This window comes from Tistlia consotensis USBA 355, from assembly GCF_900177295.1.
Classification (GTDB): Bacteria; Pseudomonadota; Alphaproteobacteria; order Kiloniellales; family DSM-21159; genus Tistlia; species Tistlia consotensis.
The window spans coordinates 62,104-80,643 of sequence record NZ_FWZX01000019.1; the positions used below are offsets into that span (position 1 = coordinate 62,104).

At 71.9% G+C, this 18,540-nt stretch carries 18 protein-coding genes; 8 read left to right on the top strand and 10 right to left on the bottom strand.

The window, feature by feature from the left end; genetic code table 11:
* Positions 1-98 precede the first annotated feature (98 nt).
* From B9O00_RS20340 to B9O00_RS20355, 4 genes are all read left to right on the top strand, one after another.
* The gene (locus B9O00_RS20340; protein ID WP_085124564.1) at positions 99-1,058 is read left to right on the top strand and encodes a choline ABC transporter substrate-binding protein; all 960 of its coding nucleotides are present in this window, start codon (positions 99-101) and stop codon (positions 1,056-1,058) included.
* Between the two features lie 130 nt (positions 1,059-1,188).
* Complete coding sequence (choW, locus tag B9O00_RS20345) at positions 1,189-2,040, top strand: choline ABC transporter permease subunit (protein WP_085124565.1); 852 nt, start codon at positions 1,189-1,191, stop codon at positions 2,038-2,040.
* Between the two features lies 1 nt (position 2,041).
* The gene (gene choV, locus B9O00_RS20350; RefSeq protein ID WP_085124566.1) at positions 2,042-3,295 is read left to right on the top strand and encodes a choline ABC transporter ATP-binding protein; all 1,254 of its coding nucleotides are present in this window, start codon (positions 2,042-2,044) and stop codon (positions 3,293-3,295) included.
* A complete protein-coding gene (locus tag B9O00_RS20355; RefSeq protein WP_085124567.1) occupies positions 3,292-4,020 on the top strand; it encodes an HAD family hydrolase in 729 nt (242 codons plus the stop codon). The genes choV and B9O00_RS20355 overlap by 4 nt, the downstream gene beginning before the upstream one ends.
* Positions 4,021-4,065: 45 nt before the next feature.
* Here the strand turns inward: B9O00_RS20355 and bmt are convergent, their stop codons facing one another.
* The gene (gene bmt, locus B9O00_RS20360) at positions 4,066-5,109 is read right to left on the bottom strand and encodes a betaine--homocysteine S-methyltransferase (protein WP_085124568.1); all 1,044 of its coding nucleotides are present in this window, start codon (positions 5,107-5,109) and stop codon (positions 4,066-4,068) included.
* 265 nt (positions 5,110-5,374) lie between these two features.
* Between bmt and B9O00_RS20365 the strand changes: the two genes are divergently transcribed.
* Positions 5,375-5,962 (top strand): L,D-transpeptidase, encoded by a 588-nt coding sequence (locus B9O00_RS20365; protein ID WP_200808596.1) that lies wholly within the window; start codon positions 5,375-5,377, stop codon positions 5,960-5,962.
* 5 nt (positions 5,963-5,967) lie between these two features.
* Positions 5,968-6,783 carry an extensin-like domain-containing protein gene (locus B9O00_RS20370; RefSeq protein WP_085124570.1) on the top strand — a complete coding sequence of 272 codons (816 nt, stop codon included), beginning with the start codon at positions 5,968-5,970 and terminating at the stop codon, positions 6,781-6,783.
* A 6-nt stretch (positions 6,784-6,789) separates the two neighbouring features.
* Here B9O00_RS20370 and B9O00_RS20375 read toward each other — a convergent pair whose 3' ends face one another.
* The 5 genes from B9O00_RS20375 to B9O00_RS20395 all read right to left on the bottom strand — a co-directional run bounded on the left by B9O00_RS20375 (position 6,790) and on the right by B9O00_RS20395 (position 11,160).
* The gene (locus B9O00_RS20375; RefSeq protein ID WP_085124571.1) at positions 6,790-7,203 is read right to left on the bottom strand and encodes a VOC family protein; all 414 of its coding nucleotides are present in this window, start codon (positions 7,201-7,203) and stop codon (positions 6,790-6,792) included.
* Between the two features lie 23 nt (positions 7,204-7,226).
* Positions 7,227-7,661, bottom strand: a complete 435-nt coding sequence (locus B9O00_RS20380; RefSeq protein ID WP_085124572.1) for a VOC family protein — start codon at positions 7,659-7,661, stop codon at positions 7,227-7,229.
* Positions 7,662-7,671: 10 nt separating this feature from the next.
* The gene (locus tag B9O00_RS20385; RefSeq protein ID WP_085124573.1) at positions 7,672-7,854 is read right to left on the bottom strand and encodes a VOC family protein; all 183 of its coding nucleotides are present in this window, start codon (positions 7,852-7,854) and stop codon (positions 7,672-7,674) included.
* A 91-nt stretch (positions 7,855-7,945) separates the two neighbouring features.
* A complete protein-coding gene (locus B9O00_RS20390) occupies positions 7,946-8,554 on the bottom strand; it encodes a putative glycolipid-binding domain-containing protein (RefSeq protein WP_085124574.1) in 609 nt (202 codons plus the stop codon).
* Between the two features lie 152 nt (positions 8,555-8,706).
* Positions 8,707-11,160: a GcvT family protein gene (locus tag B9O00_RS20395; protein WP_085124575.1), complete on the bottom strand. Its 2,454-nt coding sequence runs from the start codon at positions 11,158-11,160 to the stop codon at positions 8,707-8,709.
* 363 nt (positions 11,161-11,523) lie between these two features.
* On the opposite strand from B9O00_RS20395, the gene B9O00_RS20400 reads away from it, so the two are divergent.
* Positions 11,524-13,134 carry a trimethylamine methyltransferase family protein gene (locus tag B9O00_RS20400; protein ID WP_085124576.1) on the top strand — a complete coding sequence of 537 codons (1,611 nt, stop codon included), beginning with the start codon at positions 11,524-11,526 and terminating at the stop codon, positions 13,132-13,134.
* A 19-nt stretch (positions 13,135-13,153) separates the two neighbouring features.
* Here B9O00_RS20400 and B9O00_RS20405 read toward each other — a convergent pair whose 3' ends face one another.
* Together B9O00_RS20405 and B9O00_RS20410 are read right to left on the bottom strand one after the other, a co-directional pair.
* Positions 13,154-14,662, bottom strand: a complete 1,509-nt coding sequence (locus B9O00_RS20405) for a bifunctional metallophosphatase/5'-nucleotidase (protein ID WP_085124577.1) — start codon at positions 14,660-14,662, stop codon at positions 13,154-13,156.
* Between the two features lie 167 nt (positions 14,663-14,829).
* Positions 14,830-15,867, bottom strand: a complete 1,038-nt coding sequence (locus tag B9O00_RS20410) for a patatin-like phospholipase family protein (protein WP_085124578.1) — start codon at positions 15,865-15,867, stop codon at positions 14,830-14,832.
* Positions 15,868-16,084: 217 nt separating this feature from the next.
* Here B9O00_RS20410 and B9O00_RS20415 point away from each other — a divergent pair, with 217 nt between their 5' ends.
* The gene (locus B9O00_RS20415; RefSeq protein WP_085124579.1) at positions 16,085-16,783 is read left to right on the top strand and encodes an SDR family NAD(P)-dependent oxidoreductase; all 699 of its coding nucleotides are present in this window, start codon (positions 16,085-16,087) and stop codon (positions 16,781-16,783) included.
* A gap of 212 nt (positions 16,784-16,995) precedes the next feature.
* Here B9O00_RS20415 and B9O00_RS20420 read toward each other — a convergent pair whose 3' ends face one another.
* A complete protein-coding gene (locus tag B9O00_RS20420; RefSeq protein ID WP_200808597.1) occupies positions 16,996-17,679 on the bottom strand; it encodes an extensin family protein in 684 nt (227 codons plus the stop codon).
* A 4-nt stretch (positions 17,680-17,683) separates the two neighbouring features.
* Positions 17,684-18,511 carry an enoyl-CoA hydratase gene (locus B9O00_RS20425; protein WP_085124581.1) on the bottom strand — a complete coding sequence of 276 codons (828 nt, stop codon included), beginning with the start codon at positions 18,509-18,511 and terminating at the stop codon, positions 17,684-17,686.
* Between the last annotated feature and the right edge of the window lie 29 nt (positions 18,512-18,540).

The following is an 18,540-nucleotide window of genomic DNA, read 5'->3' on the forward strand; positions in this document are numbered from 1 at the left end:
GACGGGCCGGGGCGGGGGCGTTCGGCTTGCGGCCTCGGGAGAGAGGCCGCCGGGCCCGCCCCCGATTTCCAGGTTCACGAAGAAACGGGAGGCAGAGCATGCGTTTCGCCAAAATCCTTTCCGCGGCGCTCGTCGCCGGCGGCCTGGTCTGGGCCGTCTCCTCCGCCGGCACCGCCGGGGCTGCGGTCCCCGACAAGTGCAAGGAGGTCACCTTCTCCGACGTCGGCTGGACCGACATCACCGCGACGACCGCCACGACCTCCGTCGTGCTGCAGGGCCTCGGCTACAAGACCAAGACCGAGGTGCTGTCGGTGCCGGTGACCTACCAGTCGCTGAAGAACGGCGACGTCGACGTCTTCCTCGGCAACTGGATGCCGACCATGGAGGCCGACCTCAAGCCGTTCCGCGACGCCGGCACGGTCGACGTCGTCGGGGTCAACCTGAAGGGCGCCAAGTACACCCTGGCGGTGCTGAAGAAGACCGCCGACGAGGGTCTGAAGTCCTTCGCCGATATCGCCAAGTTCAAGGAGAAGCTGGACGGCAAGATCTACGGCATCGAGCCGGGCAACGACGGCAACCGTCTGATCCTCAAGATGATCGACGAGAACGCCTTCGGCCTGAAGGGCTTCGAGCTGGTCGAGTCGTCCGAGCAGGGCATGCTGGCCCAGGTCGCGCGCGCCAAGAGCCGCGGCGAGGACGTGGTCTTCCTGGGCTGGGAGCCGCACCCGATGAACAGCAACTTCGACATGGTCTACCTGTCGGGCGGCGACGACTGGTTCGGCCCGGACTACGGCGGCGCCACGGTCTACACCAACGTGCGGCACGGCTACGTCAAGAGCTGCCCGAACGTCGGCAAGCTGCTGACCAATCTCGTCTTCTCGCTGAAGATGGAGAACGAGATCATGGGCAAGATCCTCGACGACAACATGCAGCCCGAGGCGGCCGCCAGGGACTGGCTGAAGAAGAACCCGGGCGTGCTCGACAAGTGGCTCGGTGGCGTCATGACGACCGACGGCCAGCCGGGCCTGGCGGCGGTCAAGAAGTCGCTGGGGCTCTAGCCTCCGGCCGAACGCGACGCGGCACCGCCCCTCGCCTCCGGACGAGGGGCGGGCCAGCGCCTGCGATTCCTGCTAAGCAAGACTGCCGGGGCGCGCCCGGCCGCCACCAACTTCCGGGGGACGCGCGACCATGGAGGAGTGGTTCACCGCCTATCGCATCCCGCTCGGCGCCTGGATGCGGCAGTTCGTCGACTTCATCAACGTCTACGCGGCCGGCTTCTTCAACCTGATCTCGGACGTCTTCGGCTTCCTGATCGACGGGCTGGTCGACATCCTGCTGTGGTTCCCGCCGCTGGTGCTGGTCCTGGCGATCGCCGGCTTCGCCTGGTTCATGCAGCGCTCCTGGGTGCTGACCATCGGCACGCTGCTCAGCCTGCTGCTGGTGCTCAACCTCGGCTACTGGGAAGCGACGGTCCAGACCCTGGCCCTGATCATCTGGGCGACGGGCATCTGCATGGTGGTCGGCGTGCCGCTCGGCATCGCCGCGGCGCACCGGCCCTGGCTCTACACCCTGCTGCGCCCGATCCTCGACCTGATGCAGACGATCCCGACCTTCGTCTACCTGATCCCGACCCTGATCCTCTTCGGCCTCGGCGTCGTGCCGGGCCTGATCTCGACGGTGATCTTCGCGATCCCCGCGCCGATCCGCCTGACCCAGCTCGGCATCTCCTCGGTGCCCAAGCAGCTGATCGAGGCCGGCGAGGCCTTCGGCGCGACGAAGAGCCAGCTGCTCTGGAAGATCGAGCTGCCGCACGCCATGCCGACGATCATGGCCGGCCTGACCCAATGCATCATGCTGTCGCTCTCGATGGTCGTGATCTCGGCGCTGGTCGGCGCCGACGGCCTCGGCAAGCCGGTGGTGCGCGCGCTCAACACGGTCGACATCGGCCGCGGCTTCGAGGCCGGGCTCGCCATCGTCGTGCTGGCGATCATCCTCGACCGGGTGGTGCGCCAGCCGAACCGCGGCAAGGGAGGGCGCTGACATGGCCCGTGCGAACGGCTCGGCGGCGGACAGGCCGGTCGTCACCTTCGAGCAGGTCGACATCGTCTTCGGCGAGCACCCGAAGAGCGCGCTGCCGCTGATCGACGCCGGCAAGACCCGCTCGGAGATCCTCGAGGCGACCGGCAACGTGCTCGGCGTGGCCGGCGCCAGCCTGGCGATCCGCAAGGGCGAGATCTGCGTGCTGATGGGCCTGTCCGGCTCCGGCAAGTCGACCCTGCTGCGCGCGGTCAACGGCCTCAATCCGGTGACCCGCGGCCGCGTGCTGGTCGAGCACGACGGCCGCCAGGTCGACGTCGCCAGCTGCGACGCCCAGACCCTGCGCGCGCTCCGGACCGCGCGCATCGCCATGGTGTTCCAGCAGTTCGCCCTGCTGCCCTGGCGCACGGTCACCGAGAACGTCGGCTTTGGCCTGGAGCTGCGCGGCCTGGGCAAGGCCGAGCGCGACCGCATCGTCGCCGACAAGCTCAAGCTGGTCGGCCTCGGCGAGTGGGGCGGCAAGTACGCCCACGAGCTGTCGGGCGGCATGCAGCAGCGCGTCGGCCTGGCCCGCGCCTTCGCGACCGACGCCGACATCCTGCTGATGGACGAGCCCTTCTCGGCGCTCGACCCGCTGATCCGCGACAAGCTGCAGGACGAGCTGCTGGAGCTCCAGCGCGCGCTCAACAAGACCATCCTCTTCGTCAGCCACGACCTCGACGAGGCGATGAAGCTGGGCAACCGCATCGCAATCATGGAGGGCGGGCGGATCGTCCAGGTCGGCACGCCCGAAGAGATCGTGCTCGACCCGGCCAACGACTACGTCGCCGAGTTCGTCGCGCACATGAACCCGCTGCGCGTGCTGCGCGGCGGCTCGCTGATGACGCCGCTCGCGGAGCTGCGCAAGGACGGCAGCGCGCTGCTGCTGGACCGCGAGGGTCGGCTGCGCCTGGAGCTCGACGCCGAGGGCCGGCCGAGCCGGGTCACCGGCGACGGCGCGGCCGGCCGGCTGGTCGCGCTCGGCGAGGACTTCGAGCGCGCGGATCTGCCCGAGGGCGCCTTCGTCGTCGCGCCGCTCGACCTCTCGATGCGCGCCGCCATCGAGCTGCGCCAGGCGACCGGCCACCCGGTGATCCTGACCGAGGGCGGCCGCGCCGTCGGTGTCTGCGGCGACGAGGAGATCTACCGCGGCATCCTCCGCCAGTCTGCGCATGAGCCGGCCGCGCATGAGCCGGCCGCGCACGAGCCGGCCGCATGACCAGGCCGGCGATCCGGGGCGTCGTCTTCGACAAGGACGGGACGCTGTTCGACTACGGTCGGACCTGGCCGCCGGTGAACCGCGCCGCGGCGATGGCGGCGGCCGGCGGCAGCGAGGCCGTCGCCAACCGCCTGCTCGCGCTCGGCGGCCACGATCCCGAGACCGACGCGGTCGCGCCCGGCTCGCTGATGGCCGCCGGCAACACGCGCGAGATCGCGCTGGCCTGGCTGCCCGAGCTGCCGCACCGGCGGGTCGAGGAGCTGGTGCCGCTGCTCGACCGGGTGTTCCTGGAGCAGGGCATCGCCAACGCGGCGCCGGTCACCGACCTGCCCGCGCTGTTCGACCGCCTGGCGGCGCGCGGCCTGACCCTCGCGGTCGCCTCCAACGACAGCGAGGCGGCGACCGCCGCGACGGTCGGCCGCTTCGGCCTGGAAGCGCGCCTCGCCTTCCTGGCGGGCTACGACAGCGGCCACGGCCACAAGCCGGGGCCGGGCATGGTCCAGGCTTTCTGCCGCACGACCGGCCTGGAGCCGGCCGCGGTCTGCGTCGTCGGCGACAACCTGCACGACCTGGAGATGGGCCGCGACGCCGGCGCCGGCCTGCTGGTCGGGGTGCTGACCGGCACCGGCACGCGCGCCGTGCTCGACGCCGTCGCGCACCTGGTTCTCGACTCGATCGAGCAGCTGGAAGCCGCGCTGGAGGACCGGCTCGCTCCGGTCGACTGACCGGGCGCGCCTTCTTGCCTCTGCCGGCCGGGGAGAGGCGGCGGACTATCCCCGCCGGCGCCGTCCGCCGCGCCGGCCGGCGCCCTCGCCGGGCGCCTGGCCGAGGCCGCCGGCCGAGACGCTGCCGAGGGCGGCGACGACCTCCTCGACGCTCGGCGCCGGGCCCGGCTCGCTCGCCTCGAGGGCGCTGCGCATGGCGCGGATGTGCTCCGGCGTCGTGCCGCAGCAGCCGCCGATGATGCGGGCGCCGGCATCGCGCGCCATGACGGCGTAGCGCGCCATCAGCTCCGGCGTGCCGTTGTAGACGACCTCGCCGTCGATGAACACCGGGATGCCGCAGTTGGCCTTGGCGATGACCACGTCGGTCGGGCCGGTGGCGTCGCGCATCTGGACCAGGGCGGCGACCAGCTCGGCGGCGCCGGTGCCGCAGTTGCCGCCGAAGGCGAGCGGCGCCGGCCTGCTGTCGTGGGCGAGCCCGGCCAGCTCGACCGGCGTGACTCCCATCATGGTGCGCCCGTTGGTGTCGAACGACAGGGTGCAGGTCACCGGCAGGCCGGCCTCGGTCGCGCCCTGGATCGCCGCCTTCAGCTCGTCGGGCGAGGACATGGTCTCGATCCAGGCGAGATCGGCGCCGCCGGCCTTGAGGCCTTCGCACTGGGCGCGGAAGGCGGCGACCGCCTGCTCGTAGGTCAGCGGGCCGAGCGGCTCCAGCAGGTCCCCGGTCGGGCCGACGGAGCCGGCGCAGACGATGCGCCGGCCGGCGGTGGCGATCTCCTCGACCAGCAGGCGGGCCGCCGCCTCGTTGATCTGGAAGACCCTGTCCTGGGCGCCGTGCAGCCGCAGGCGATTGGCGGTGCCGCCGAAGGTGTTGGTCAGCACGATGTCGCTGCCGGCCTCGATGAAGCTGCGGTAGTGGGCGCGCACCTTCTCGGGCTGCTCCAGGTTCCACAGCTCGGGCGCGTCGCCGTGCTGCAGGCCCATGGCGAAGAGGTTGGTGCCGGTGGCGCCGTCGGCGATCAGCCAGGGGCGCTCGGACAGCAGAGTGGTCAGCAGGTCGGACAAGGCGAAAGGCCTCTCGGGCGGCAGCATGTGACAGATCCTCAGCGTCGTCGCACGGGCGTCGGGGAGCGTCAAGCGCGGGCGCCATGCGCGGAACGGATTCCCGCCGCCGGCCGTTCCTGCAGGGTCCCTCGCCCAGGCAAGGAGCCCTGCAGATGGCCCCCGTCTGCCGTTCGCAGCACCGCCGCCTCGCGCCGCCCGGGGCCCTGGCGGCCGCCCTGCTGGTCGCCGTCCCGGCCGCGCCCTGGTCACCAAGCTGCAGGTCCTGCTCGACCGCCGCGGCTTCTCGGACGGCGTGATCGACGGCTTCGAGGGCGAGAACGTCGTCAAGGCGGTCAAGGCCCTGGAGTTCGCCGAGGCCGGCAGGGTCGTGGTGGTCGCCGATCCCGGCAAGCCCCGGGCGAAGGTGACGATCGACACCATCGAGGTCGACGGCAAGGCGGGCCTGGTCCGCGCCTTCGACGAGCAGGGGAGGCTGGCCGCCTTCTATCCGGCGACGGTCGGCAGCAAGGACAATCCGGGACCGAAAGGCAGCCACAAGGTGCGCACCGTCGCCATCGACCCGAGCTACACCTACGACCCCGAGGTCAACTTCACCCAGGGCGGCGTCCGGGAGAAGCTGGAGATCCCGCCGGGACCGAACGGACCGGTCGGCACGGTCCGGATCGACCTCACCGAGCCGACCTACGGCATCCACGGCACGGCCGAGCCCGCCGAGATCGACAAGACCTGGTCGCACCGCTGCGTGCGCCTGACCAACTGGGACGCCGACGAGCTGGCGCACCTGGTCCATCCGGGCACCGTCGTGACGTTCCTCGACGGCGGCGAGCCGGCCGGCAGGCAGCGCCGGGAGCAGGCCCAGAAGGCCCCGGCCGGCGAGTGAGGCGGATGCTGCGATCGGGCGGCCTGCTGCTGGCGCTGCTGTTGGCGCTGCCGTTGGCGCTGGACGGCACGGCGCGGGCGGCCGAAGACAGGGTGCCGCTGCCGCCGATGCGGCCGCCGGACCTCGGCGGGCCGGAGCCCACGCCGCCCAAGGATGCGACCCGACCGGCCCCGGCGGCCGCGCCGGCAAGCGAGGCGCCGCCGGCCAGGCGGGAGAAGGACGAGCAGGCGATCGCCGAGGCGGCGGCCCTGGCCGCCGAGCGACCGGCCTTCGATCCGGCCGAGGCGCAGCGCTGCGAGGCGGAGCTGCGCCGGCTCGGCGCCGACTTCGCGGTGCGGCCGGCGATCGAGGACCTGGGCTGCGGCGCCGAGCGGCCGCTGGCGCTGAAGGCCCTGCCGGGCGGCGTCGAGGTGGCCGGGCGGGACGTGCTGCTGCGCTGCGGCGCGGCCCTGGCCCTGGCCAAGTGGAGCGAGCAGGTCGTCGTGCCCTCGGCCGAGCTGCACCTGGGCACCAGGGTCGAGAGCCTGCTGGTCTCGACCAGCTACCTCTGCCGCGACCGTGCCGGCAGCAGCACGCCGAGCCAGCACGCCTTCGCCAACGCCCTCGACCTGATGGGCCTGCGCCTGTCCGACGGCCGCTCCCTGCTGATCGCGCCGCGGCCCGACAGCGCCGCGCCGGAGCGCGCCTTCCAGGCCGCGATCCGCGGCGGCGCCTGCGCCTACTTCACCACGGTGCTCGGCCCGACCACCGACGCCGCCCACAGGAACCACCTGCACCTGGATCTCAAGCAGCGCAAGGGCGGCTACCGGATCTGCCAGTAGCGGGCGTCAGGCCTCGACCAGCGCGTCGTAGCCGCGGCCCTTGAACTGCAGCAGGCAGAGGCCGTGGCCGAAGGGGTCGGCGAGGCTGGCGATGCGGCCCCAGTCGTGGTCGCGGATGCCGCCCTCCAGGCTGGCACCGGCCTCCAGGGCGCGGCCGAGCGCGGCCTCGATGTCCTCGACCACGAAGTCGAGATGCACCGGCGTCCAATGGCGCCGGTAGTCGCGGCGCTGGGCGCTGCCGTCGCAGGCCCGCGTGCCGGCCGGCTTGGCCAGCAGGTAGATCGGCGCGCCGGCGCCGAGCAGCTCGACGACCTCCGGGCCGAGCCGCCGGCCGAGGGTCAGGCCGAAGGCACGGGCATAGAAGGACTCGGCGGCGTCGATGTCGTCGACGTCGATGTTGACCAGCAGGGTCGCGGGCATCGCCGTCTCCTCCCAGGCCGCTCTCAGGCCGCCCCGGCCCGGCGCGCGGCGGCTGCCGGCTGCCAGGCGGCGGGCGCCTCCTCCAGGCCCGTGCGGCGGAACTGCAGCAGGCAGAGGCGGTTGCCGAAGGGATCGGCGAGCTGGGCGATCGAGCCCCAGGCGTGGTGGCGCATCGCGCCCTCCAGGGTCGCGCCGGCCGCCCGGGCCCGTTCGCGCGCCGCCTCCAGGTCCTCGACCACCAGGTCGACCTGCAGCGGCGGCGGCGGCCCGCCATAGTCGGCTGGGCTGGCGCCGCCGCTGTGCCGCGCCAGCAGGTGGAGGGTCGCGGCGGCGCCGAGCAGCTCGACGAGCTCGCCGGCGAGCCGGCGGCCGACGACCAGGCCGAAGGCGCGGGCGTAGAAGCGGGCGGCGTCGTCGAGGTCGTCGGGCTCGACGTGGATCACGACCAGGGGAGCCATCGCCGTCGCCTCACGCCGCCGAGGGGTCGTAGCTGCCGACGTTCCGGAAGTGGCCCTCCGGGTCCCGGCAGGACCAGCCGCGGCCGCCGTGGTCCTCGTCCTCGATGTCGCGCGCGACATCGGCGGCGGCCGCCCGGGCGCGGGCGTGGCGGGCATCCGGGCCCGCGACGATCACGTAGGGGTTCTGGGTCACGGCGGCCTCCCGGAATGTTCATGATATGTTCCGATAATCTAGCAAAGGCTGTACCGGGAGTCACGCCCCGATCGCAGCGGGGGGCCGATGCTCAGCCGGCGGCCCCCGGGCTCCAGTCGGCGACGCGCCGCCAGACGCCCTGGTAGTCGGTCGGCAGGCCCAGCGCGTCGACCTCGATCTCGGCGACGAAGCCGCTGGCCAGGCTGCGGTAGCGCCAGCGTCGCTCGGCCAGCCGCTCGTAGCGCTGCACCGACGGCTCGATCGTCAGGCCGGGAAAGCGGATCCAGGCGGCGCGGATCTCGGCGCTGCCGCCGACCGGCAGGGCGAGGCGCCGGACCGGCAGGGCGTTGGTCGAGGGGCTGCAGCCGAGGTCGGGGTCGCTGCAGCCGGCCAGCTCCGGCGCCGGGCTGCCGTCGCGGCTCCAGGCGCCGGCGGCGTCGCGGGCCAGGGCCAGCCGGCGGGTCTCGGCGCCCCAGCGCTGCTCCAGCTCGAGCGAGCGCAGCGAGCCGTCGGGGCGGCTCTCCAGGCGATAGGCGACGGCGAGCGGGCGGTCCTGCTCGAGTCCGACCAAGGTGCCGCCGATCCGCAGGCCGCCGGCCAGGGCCTCGACCTCGACGAACTCGAGGGAGCCTTCGTCCAGGACGCGGCGCCAGACCAGGCGGCGCAGCAGTTGGGCGGCGGCGGGATCGGACGCGGTCATGGCCGCGATCCTAGCGGCCCCGGGCCCGGGCCGAAAAGAAAGACGGGCGCCGTTGCCGACGCCCGCCAGTTGGTGCCTTGGAAACCAGGGCCGCTTCCACCGGAGGCCGGCGGCAGTGGCCCGGGTCTCGGGCGGGGGAGGAAAGCGGTAGTCTACGCCCTCAGGGCCGCGTTGTCGGGGTCGTAAGGGCTCTCGGCGACGATCCGCGCGGGGCGCAGCTGGTCCAGGACGCGGACCTGGCACTCCCGGCCGATCTCGGCGAAGGGCGTCTTGACGTAGCCGAGCATCAGCGACTTGCCGATGGTGTGGCCGTAGCCGCCGGCGGTGCCGCGGCCGACCACCTCGCCGTCCATGAAGATCGGCTCGTTGCCGAAGGGGTCGGCGTCGTCGGCCTCGATCTCGATGGTGCAGTAGGTGTTGGGGATGCCCGCCTCCTGCTGGCGCACCAGGGCCTCGCGGCCGGTGAACCCGGCCTTGTTGAGCCGCACGAAGCGGGCGAGGCCGGCCTCCAGGATCGAGTTCTCGGCGTTGAGGTCGGTGCCGAACAGGCGGTAGGACTTCTCCAGGCGCATCGAGTCCATGGCGCGCATGCCGACCAGCCCGATGCCGAACTCCTTCCCGGCCTCCATGATCTGGTCGTAGAGGTGGTTCTGGTACTCGATCGGGTGGTGCAGCTCCCAGCCCAGCGAGCCGACGAAGTTGACGCGCAGCGCCCGCACGGCCGGGCACCAGCCGACCGGGATGTCGCGGCCGGTCAGCCAGGGGAAGCCCTGGTTCGAGACGTCGGCGTCGGCCAGCTGCTCCAGGACCTTGCGAGAGTCCGGCCCGGCCAGCACGAAGACGCCGTACTGGGTCGTGACGTCCTGCAGGATCACCGAGCCGTCGCGCGGCAGCTGCCTGGTCAGGAAGTCCCAGTCCATGTCGTGGGCGCGGCCCGGGCCGACGACGTAGAAGCGCTCGCCGTAGAGGCCGTCGGGCAGGCGCAGGATGGTGAACTCCGCCCGCACCGAGCCCGAGGGGTTGAGCGCGTGGCAGAGGTTCATGCGGCCGACGCTCTTGGGCACGTTGTTGGCGATCATGCGGTCGAGCCAGTCGCGCGCGCCGCGGCCCTCGACCGTGTACTTGGCGAAGCTCGACAGCTCCAGCAGGCCGACGCGCTCGCGCATCGCGCGGACCTCGTTGCCGACGTGCTCGAACCAGTTCGAGCGGCGGAAGGAATAGATGTCCTTCGCCTCGACCCCCTGCGGCGCGAACCAGTTCGGCCGCTCCCAGCCGAAGGCCTGGCCCCAGACCGCACCGGCGCGGTCGAGCCGCTCGTAGGCCGGCGGCGTCTTGGCGGGGCGGCCGGCCCGGCGCTCCTCCATCGGGTAGTGGTTGAAGAAGACGTGCTCGTAGGCCTCCTCGTTCTTGATCTTGGCGAACTTCTTGGAGACCACGCCGAAGCGCCGCGGGTCGACGCCCATCATGTCGACCGTCGGCTCACCCTCGACCATCCACTCGGCGAGCTGCCAGCCGGCGCCGCCGGCCGCGGTGATGCCGAAGGAATGGCCCTCGGAGATCCAGAGGTTCGGCAGGCCGAAGGCAGGTCCCACCATCGGGTTGCCGTCGGGGGTGTAGGAGATCGGGCCGTTGACGATGTCCTTGATGCCGGCGTTCTCGAAGGAGGGCACGCGGTTCATGCAGGCCTCGACGTGCGGCATCAGCCGCTCGAGGTCGCCGGGGAAGAGGTCCTTCTCGAAGGTCGGCGGCACGCCGTCGACGAAGCAGGCCGGGGCGTGCTTCTCGTAGGGCCCGAGGATCCAGCCGTTGCGCTCCTCGCGGAAGTAATACTGCGCGTCGGACTCGCGCAGCACCGGCAGCTCGGGATTGCCCGCCGCCCGGTACTCCTTCAGCACCGGGTCGACGTCGGTGACGATGTACTGGTGCTCGACCGGGACCGCCGGGATCTCCAGGCCCACCATCTTGGCGGTGGTGCGGGCGTAGTTGCCGGTCGCGCAGACGACGTGCTCGCAGGCGATGTCGCCCTTGGTCGTCTTGACGACCCACTCGGCCGAGCCGTTGCGCTCGATCCCGGTGACCGCCGTGTGCTGGAAGATCCGTCCGCCCTTGTCCCGGGCGCCCTTGGCCAGGGCCATGGTGACGTCGACCGGCGCGATGTGGCCGTCGGTCGGATGCCAGAGCGCGCCGACCAGGCCCTCGGCGTTGATCAGCGGCCAGAGCTTCTTGATCTCCTCGACGCCGATCAGGTGGCACTCGACGCCGATCGTCTCGGCCGTGCACTGGTAGTTGCGGTACTCGTCCATGCGGTCGCGGTTGGTCGCGAGGCGCAGGTTGCCGGTCTGGTGGAACGAGACGGCCTGGCCGGTCTCGGCCTCGAGCCTCTTGTAGAGCTCGACCGAGTACTGGTGCAGCTGGCCGACCGAGTAGCTCATGTTGAACAGCGGCAGCAGGCCGGCGGCGTGCCAGGTCGAGCCGGCGGTCAGCTCGGTGCGCTCCAGCAGCACCACGTCGCTCCAGCCCTTCCTGGCCAGGTGATAGAGCGCCGAGACGCCGTTGACGCCGCCGCCGATCACCACGACGCGTGCCGTATTCGGGAAATCCGCCATGACCAATCGTCCTTCTCGACCGCCCGGATAGGCCCGATCCGCGAGGCAGCCGGGACGCGCTCGCGGACCGCCGAAAACTGGCAAGGCCGGGACCGCCGCGCGGAGGGAAAAGCGACAGCGATTAGGGCGGAAGCGACGCGCCGGGCACGCTGCGGGCGGCCGGGTGGCGGCCGGGCGGCAGCCGTGCGGCAGGCTGCGCCGTCGGCCGGCGCCGGCGGCGCGGCCGTCACGCCGCTTTCACGGGGTTCGATGTCGCGCGCCGGACAGCCGGCTGGCCCGGCGGACTCGCACAAACTGACAGGAATTCCCGGCCGGTCGGACCGTCCGCAACGGGCGGCGGTCGTTCGGCTTTTGGAGGGTGCGATGGTCGATCAGCTGGCGGCGGGTGCTTCTGAGGCGGCGGAGACGGCGGCGGGCGGCGAGGCCGGTGGCCGGGCCGGGCGGCGGGCCCGCGGCGCCGGTGGTGGCGCCGACGCGCGCCGGGCGCTCAGGCGCGGCGGCGGCATCAGGCAGCTGCAGCAGATCCACCGCAAGATCCCGGTCTTCGAGGTGCTGAACGACGAGGCCCTGGAGATCGTCGAGCACAACGCCGACACGATCCTCGAGGAGATCGGCATCGAGTTCCGCGGCGACGCCGAGGCGCTGGCGATCCTCAAGGACCACGGCTGCGACGTCCAGGGCGAGCGGGTGCACTTCCCGCGCGGCCTCGCCCGCAAGACGATCCGGGACAGCGCGCCGGCGATCTTCACCCAGCACGCGCGCAATCCCGAGCGCTCGGTGACGATCGGCGGCGACGGCACGGTCTTCGCGCCGGTCTACGGCCCGCCCTTCGTGCGCGACCTCGAGGGCGAGCGCCGCTACGGCACGATCGAGGACTTCCGCAACTTCGTGAAGCTGGCCTACATGACGCCGGCCATGCACCACTCGGGCGGCACGGTCTGCGAGCCGACCGACATCCCGGTGAACAAGCGTCACCTGGACATGGTCTACAGCCACATCCGCTACTCGGATAAGGCCTTCATGGGCTCGGTCACCGCGCCGGAGCGCGCCGAGGACACGGTGGCCATGGCCAAGCTGGTGTTCGGCGACGACTTCGTCGAGCAGAACTGCGTCACGGTCAGCCTGATCAACGCCAACTCGCCGATGGTCTGGGACGAGACCATGCTGGGCGCGCTCAAGGTCTACGCGCGCCACAACCAGGCGACCATCGTCACGCCCTTCATCCTGTCGGGTGCCATGGCGCCCTGCACGGTCGCCGGCGTGATGACCCAGACGCTCGCCGAGTCGATGGCCGGCATGGCCTTCGCGCAGATGGTCAGGCCGGGCGCGCCGGTGATCTTCGGCTCCTTCGCCAGCTCGATGTCGATGCAGTCGGGTGCCCCGACCTTCGGCACGCCGGAGCCGGCGCTGGTGCTCTACGGCGTCGGCCAGCTGGCCCGGCGCCTGGGCGTGCCGTTCCGCTCCGGCGGCGGGCTCTGCGGCTCCAAGCTGCCCGACGCCCAGGCCGCCTACGAGAGCGCCGCGACCCTGCAGCCGACCCTGCTCGGCGGCGTCAACTTCGTGCTGCATGCCGCCGGCTGGCTGGAGGGCGGCCTGGTCAGCTCCTACGAGAAGTTCGTCATGGACGCCGACCAGCTCGGCATGCTGCAGACCATGAGCCAGGGCGTCGACATGAGCGAGAACGGCCAGGCCATGAGCGCGATCCGCGAGGTCGGCCCGGGCAGCCATTTCCTCGGCGCCGCCCACACGCAGGCCAACTTCGAGACCGCCTTCTACCGCTCGACCATCGCCGACAACAATTCCTACGAGCAGTGGCTGGCCGAGGGCGAGCAGGACGCTCCGAAGCGCGCCAACGGCCTGGTCCGCAAGATGCTCGACAGCTACGAGGCGCCGGCCCTGGACGAGGCCGTCGACGAGGCGCTGAAGGCCTTCATCGCCGAGAAGAAGGCCTCGATGCCCGACGCCTTCGCGTGACGGCGGCGCGGGGCCGTCGTCACTGCAGCTGGAGGCGGCCCTCGATCTGCGGCGCGACGTAGCCGATCGAGCGGATGTAGGCGATCACCTGGTTGGCCATCAGGCCGGCGTCGTTGGCCGAGACGACGACCTTGGCGCCGCTCAGCATGTCGTAGCCGTCGCCGCCGCGCGCCAGGAAGTCGTTGGTCGCCAGCGTGTAGCGGGCTTTCGGGTCGAGCGGCAGGCCCTTGACCTTGATCGACTGGACGCGCTGGCCGACCGGCTGCGACAGGTCGGCCAGCACCGTCATGCCGGAGACCTGGGGGAAGCGCCCGGCCGCGTCGGCGACCTGGGACAGGCCGTTCTCCAGCGCGGCGCGCAGCTCGGCCCCCGAGACCTCGAGCAGCAGCGTGCGGTTGCCGAAGGGCAGCTCGCTCAGGATGTCGCGCGCGGTCAGCTTGCTGCCCGGCGGGTAGACCTTGTTGCCGCGGATGCCGCCGCCGTTGATCAGCGCGATGTCGGCGCCGGTCATCTCGCGCATGGCGTCGGCGATCAGGTTGCCGATCGCGGTCTCGCGGCTGCGCACCTCGATGCGCCGGCTGTCGAGCCGGGTCGAGGTCATGCCGAGCTCGACGTCGAGCGTGCCCGACAGCTTCTCCTCGTAGGCGGCGACCTGCCTGGCGATGTCGGGATCCGGCGTCACCTTGGCGGTGTCGACGACGCGCAGGTCCGGGGTCCAGCGCACGCCCTTCTCGCCGGCCTCGACGGTCAGGGTCAGGACCTTGACCCGGTCGGCCTCGGCGCCGGATTCGCTGAGCAGCGAGCGCCCGTCGTAGAGCGTCGTCAGCAGGTGGTCGTGGCCGCTGACCACGACGTCGAAGGCCCCGGAGCGCAGGAACTCCAGGTCCTGCTGCAGGCCGACGTGGGCGACCGCGATGATCAGCTGGGCGCCCTGCCTGCGCAGGTCCGCCGCCAGCTCCTCGGCGACCTGCAGGGGCGGCAGGAAGCGGTAGTCGCCCGGCGAGGAGAGCTCGGGCACGTCGTCGAGCGTGACGCCGACGATGCCGATGGTCAGGCCGTCGACGACCAGGATGCGGCCGGCCGTGATGCCGTCCGGGCGCCGGCCGTCGACGGTGCGCAGGTTGGCGGCCAGGACCGGGAAGTGCGCCTGGGCCATGCGCTCGGCAAAGACCTTGGGCCCGAAATCGAACTCATGGTTGCCGGGCACGAAGACGTCGGGCCTCAGCTGGTTCAGCAGCGCCATGACGTGCGCGCCTTGGTCGAAGGTCGACAGCAGCGAGGGCGAGATGGCGTCGCCGGCATGGATGAACAGCACATGCGGATTGGTGGCGCGCTCGGCGGCCAGCACCGCCGCCAGGCGGGCGAAGCCGCCGCGGCCGTCCTTCTCCTCCATGCGGTCCATGTCGTTGGTCGTGACCAGGGTGATCTTGACCGGCTCGGCCCGGGCGACGTCGGCCGCGCTGGTGCCGGCAAGGCCGACGACCAGCAGTGCGGCGGCGAGCAGTCCCTTCGGAAGGCGTGCGGTCATCGATGCCTGTCGTCGGCGAAGCGCGGTAGGTGGCCTCATAAGCTAGCAATCGAAGATTATCAGGAGATGACAGGATGGGTCCAAGGCCTTGGTGGCGGCGGGACGCTGGCATGCTCGTGAAGCGGGTCTTGTCCTGCCGTTCTTCTTCTGCCCTTGCTGGTGAGCGGTCAGAGGTAGCGCTCGGCGATGTCGACGCTCGATTCGACGCCGAGCTTGTCCCAGGTCCGCGGCAGCCAGTCCTCGGCGGTCTTCCGGCCGATGTCGCGCAGCCGGGTCAGGAAGCGCCAGTCCGGCGACATCTTGCTGGCGACGGTGAAGTCCTGCAGCGCCGCATCGTTGTCGATCGAGTGGATCAGCATGCGCTTCATCGGCCGGCCCTGGAGCTGGCCCTTGTCGATCAGGTCGCTGACGAAGGCGATGGTGCGCATCTCGCGCATCAGCGAGGAGTTGAAGGAGATCTCGTTGACCCGGTTGAGGATCGCCTGGGCGTCGGTCGGCACCTCGTCGCGCTGGATCGGGTTGATGTGCACGATCGCGACGTCCCGGCTGGCGCAGCCGTAGATCAGCGGGAAGATCGCGGGATTGCCCATGTAGCCGCCGTCCCAGTAGGCCTCGCCCTCGATCTCGACGGCCTGGAACAGGAAGGGCAGGCAGGCCGAGGCCATGACCGCGTCGGCGGTGACCTCGCGCTCCGAGAAGACCCGGATCTTGCCGCTGCGCACGTTGGTCGCCGAGACGAAGAGCGTGAGCGCGCAGTCCTGGCGCAGCCGCTCGAAGTCGACCGTCCGCTCCAGCAGGTCGCGCAGCGGATTGAGGTTCAGCGGGTTGAACTGGTAGGGCGAGAAGGTGCGGGTCGCGAGGTCGAACCAGAAATAGGCGAAGCCCGGCGCGGCCAGCGAGAACAGCCACTCGACGGGCGTGCGCTGGATCGGGCTGAAGGCCGCGGCCGCCGCGACGCTGGCCCAGAAGTCGTGCAGCGCCTGGCGCGCGCCGTCGCGTCCGCCGACCGTCAGGCCGTGGGCCAGGATCGCCGCGTTCATCGCGCCGGCCGAGGTCGCCGAGATGCCCTCGAAGAACAGCCGCCGCTCCTCGAGCAGCCGGTCGAGCACGCCCCAGATGAAGGCGCCGTGCGCGCCGCCGCCCTGGAGCGCCAGGTTGATGGTCTTCTGCTCCGCCGTCGGCGTGCGGTGGTCGGCCGTGGTCATCTCGTCTCGCCCGCTTTGATGCACTGCACCATATAGGCGGCCCGCGGCGCCGCAACCGCTGCGGCGCGAGTGCGCGCCCGCGATCGCGGAAGCGGCGCCGGCCGCCGCCCGTGAAATCGTGTCACAGGCTCTTGTCGGGGGGCGGCCGCCGAGCGGGCTTCGCATCGGGGGCCGCGTTGCGCCAGACTGCGGGCTTCAGGCACGGGAGGACGCGGCCATGAGCGAGCGCGAGAACGCGGTGATCGTCGGGGTCGGGCCGGGGCTCGGCTGGCATCTGGTCGAGGCCTGCGCCGGGGCGGGCATGCGCGTCGCCCTGGCGGCGCGGCGCCGCGAGCGGCTGGAGGCGCTGCTCGCCGCCTCCTCCTTCGGCGACCTGCTGGCCGCCGGCTGCGACGTCGCCGACGCCGAGGCGGTCGAGGCCCTGTTCGCCGAGGCCGAGAGCGAGCAGGGGCCGCCGGACCTCGTGGTGTTCAACGCCAGCGCCCGCGCGCTCGGCGGCATCCTCGAGCTCGATCCGGAGCAGGTCGAGCAGGCCTGGAAGGTCGGCGCGCTGGGCGGCCTGCACGTCGCCCAGGCGGCGCTGCGCCGGATGGCCGGGCGCGGCAAGGGCACGCTGATCTTCACCGGCGCCACCGCCGGCCTGCGCGGCTCGAAGGGCTTCGGCGGCTTCGCCATGGTCAAGTTCAGCCTGCGCGCGCTCGCCCAGTCGGCGGCCCGCGAGTTCGGCCCCCAGGGCGTCCACGTCGTCCACGTCAACATCGACGGCCAGATCGCCAGCGCCCGCACCGAGGGCCGCGACCCGAAGGAGGTCCTCGATCCCGCCGCGATCGCCGAGACCTACCTGATGCTGCACCGCCAGCACCCGACCGCCTGGACCCAGGAGCTCGACCTCCGGCCCTCGGTCGAGAAGTTCTGAGGGGGAGCGGGACATCGGGTCGGTGCTTTCGCTCGCCCCCTCCTTCGTCGCCCTCGCGAAAGCGGGGGCCCAGAGAACGACACCATAGGCGCGGCCCGTCGGCCGTCCGTGCTTGTCGCGCCTTTCTCTGGGCCCCCGCTTTCGCGAGGGCGACGACCGAGAGGGCGGAAAGGCAGCGGACCAGGGCGCGGCGAGGAGCGAAACGAGCGTCCTCACTCGCAGAAGCGCCACCTGCCCATGTCGAGGTGGAAGTGGTCGCGGTGCTCGGCGTTGGCGTCGGGGCCGAGGATGCCGTTGAAGACCTTGCAGGCGCCGTCGTGGACTTGGCGCAGGAAGGCCGCCTTGTCGCCCCAGCCGCCCCAGTCCTCTTTGACCGAGACCATCGTGCCGTCGGCGAGGACGAAGGCGGCGACGTCGATGGCGTTGGCCGTGGCGTGCTCGCTGCGCGGGCCGCCCTGGCGGCTGTTGCGGTTGCGGCAGGCGTAGGTGCCCCAGTGCTCGATGCGGTCGACCGGCTGGCCGAAGCGCTGCAGGGCCGCCGGCTCGACGACCTGCTGCTGCCAGATCGCCAGCGCGGCGGCGAGCCTGCAGGTCGCGATGAAGGAGCGGTTGTAGGCCAGCGGCCGCGCGTCGGCGATCTCGAGCGCGCCCTGGTAGCCGCAGCCGGCGGCGAGCGGCCGGTCGACGACCTTGCTGATGGTCAGCGGGCCCTGGCCGAGGGTGAAGTAGCAGAGCTCGGGATTGGCCTCGAGCCGCGACAGCCGGACGCCGTTGAGCAGCGGATCGTAGGCGCGGGGACCGGCGCTCGGGACCGCCCGCGTCGAGGAGCTGCCGCAGCCCGCGAGCGCCAGCAGCGCCAGCAGCGCCGCCAGCCGCGCGAGCGCCCCCCGGGCCACCGGGTCAGCGGCCCTTCCAGACCGCGTGGCGCTTCTCGATGAAGGCGTCGATGCCCTCGCCGGCATCCTCGGCCATCATGTTGCAGGCCATGACCTCGCTGGCGTAGCCGTAGGCATCGGCGAGGCCGCGCTGCAGCTGCTCGTAGACCATCCGCTTGCCGGTGCGCACCGCGACCGGGGATTTCGAGAGGATCTTGCCGACCAGCTCCTCGACGGCGGCGTCGAGAAAGGCGGCCGGCACGGCCCGGTTGATCAGGCCCAGGCGCCAGGCTTCGGAAGCCGGGATGAAGTCGCCGGTCACCAGCATCTCGAAGGCCGGCTTGATCGGCACGTTGCGGGTCAGCGCGACCGCCGGGGTCGAGCAGAACAGGCCGGCGTTGATGCCGCTGGTCGCGAAGCGCGCCTCCTCGTCCGCGACGGCCAGGTCGCAGGTCGCGACGAGCTGGCAGCCGGCCGCCGTCGCCATGCCCTGGACCCGGGCGATGACCGGCACCGGCAGGGCGACGATCGCCTGCATCATGCGGCTGCAGGAGGCGAAGAGGCTGCGGTAGTAGTCCTGCTCGGGCCGGCTGCGCATCTGCTTCAGGTCGTGGCCGGCGCAGAAGGCCTTGCCGTTGGCGGCCAGCACGAGGCAGCGCAGGGACTCGTCGGCGGCGAGAGACTCCAGCTCGGCGGTCAGCGCGGCCAGCAGCTCCTCCGACAGGGCGTTGTAGGCGCGCGGCCGGTTCAGCGTCAGAACGGCGACGCCGTCGGGCCGGCGCTCGCTCAGCAGCACCGGCGCGTCGGCCGCGGCCTCCTGCGGCTTGCCCGAAAGGGCGGTATCGGCGGACATGGCGGCTCTCCCATGGGGTCGCGAGGGGC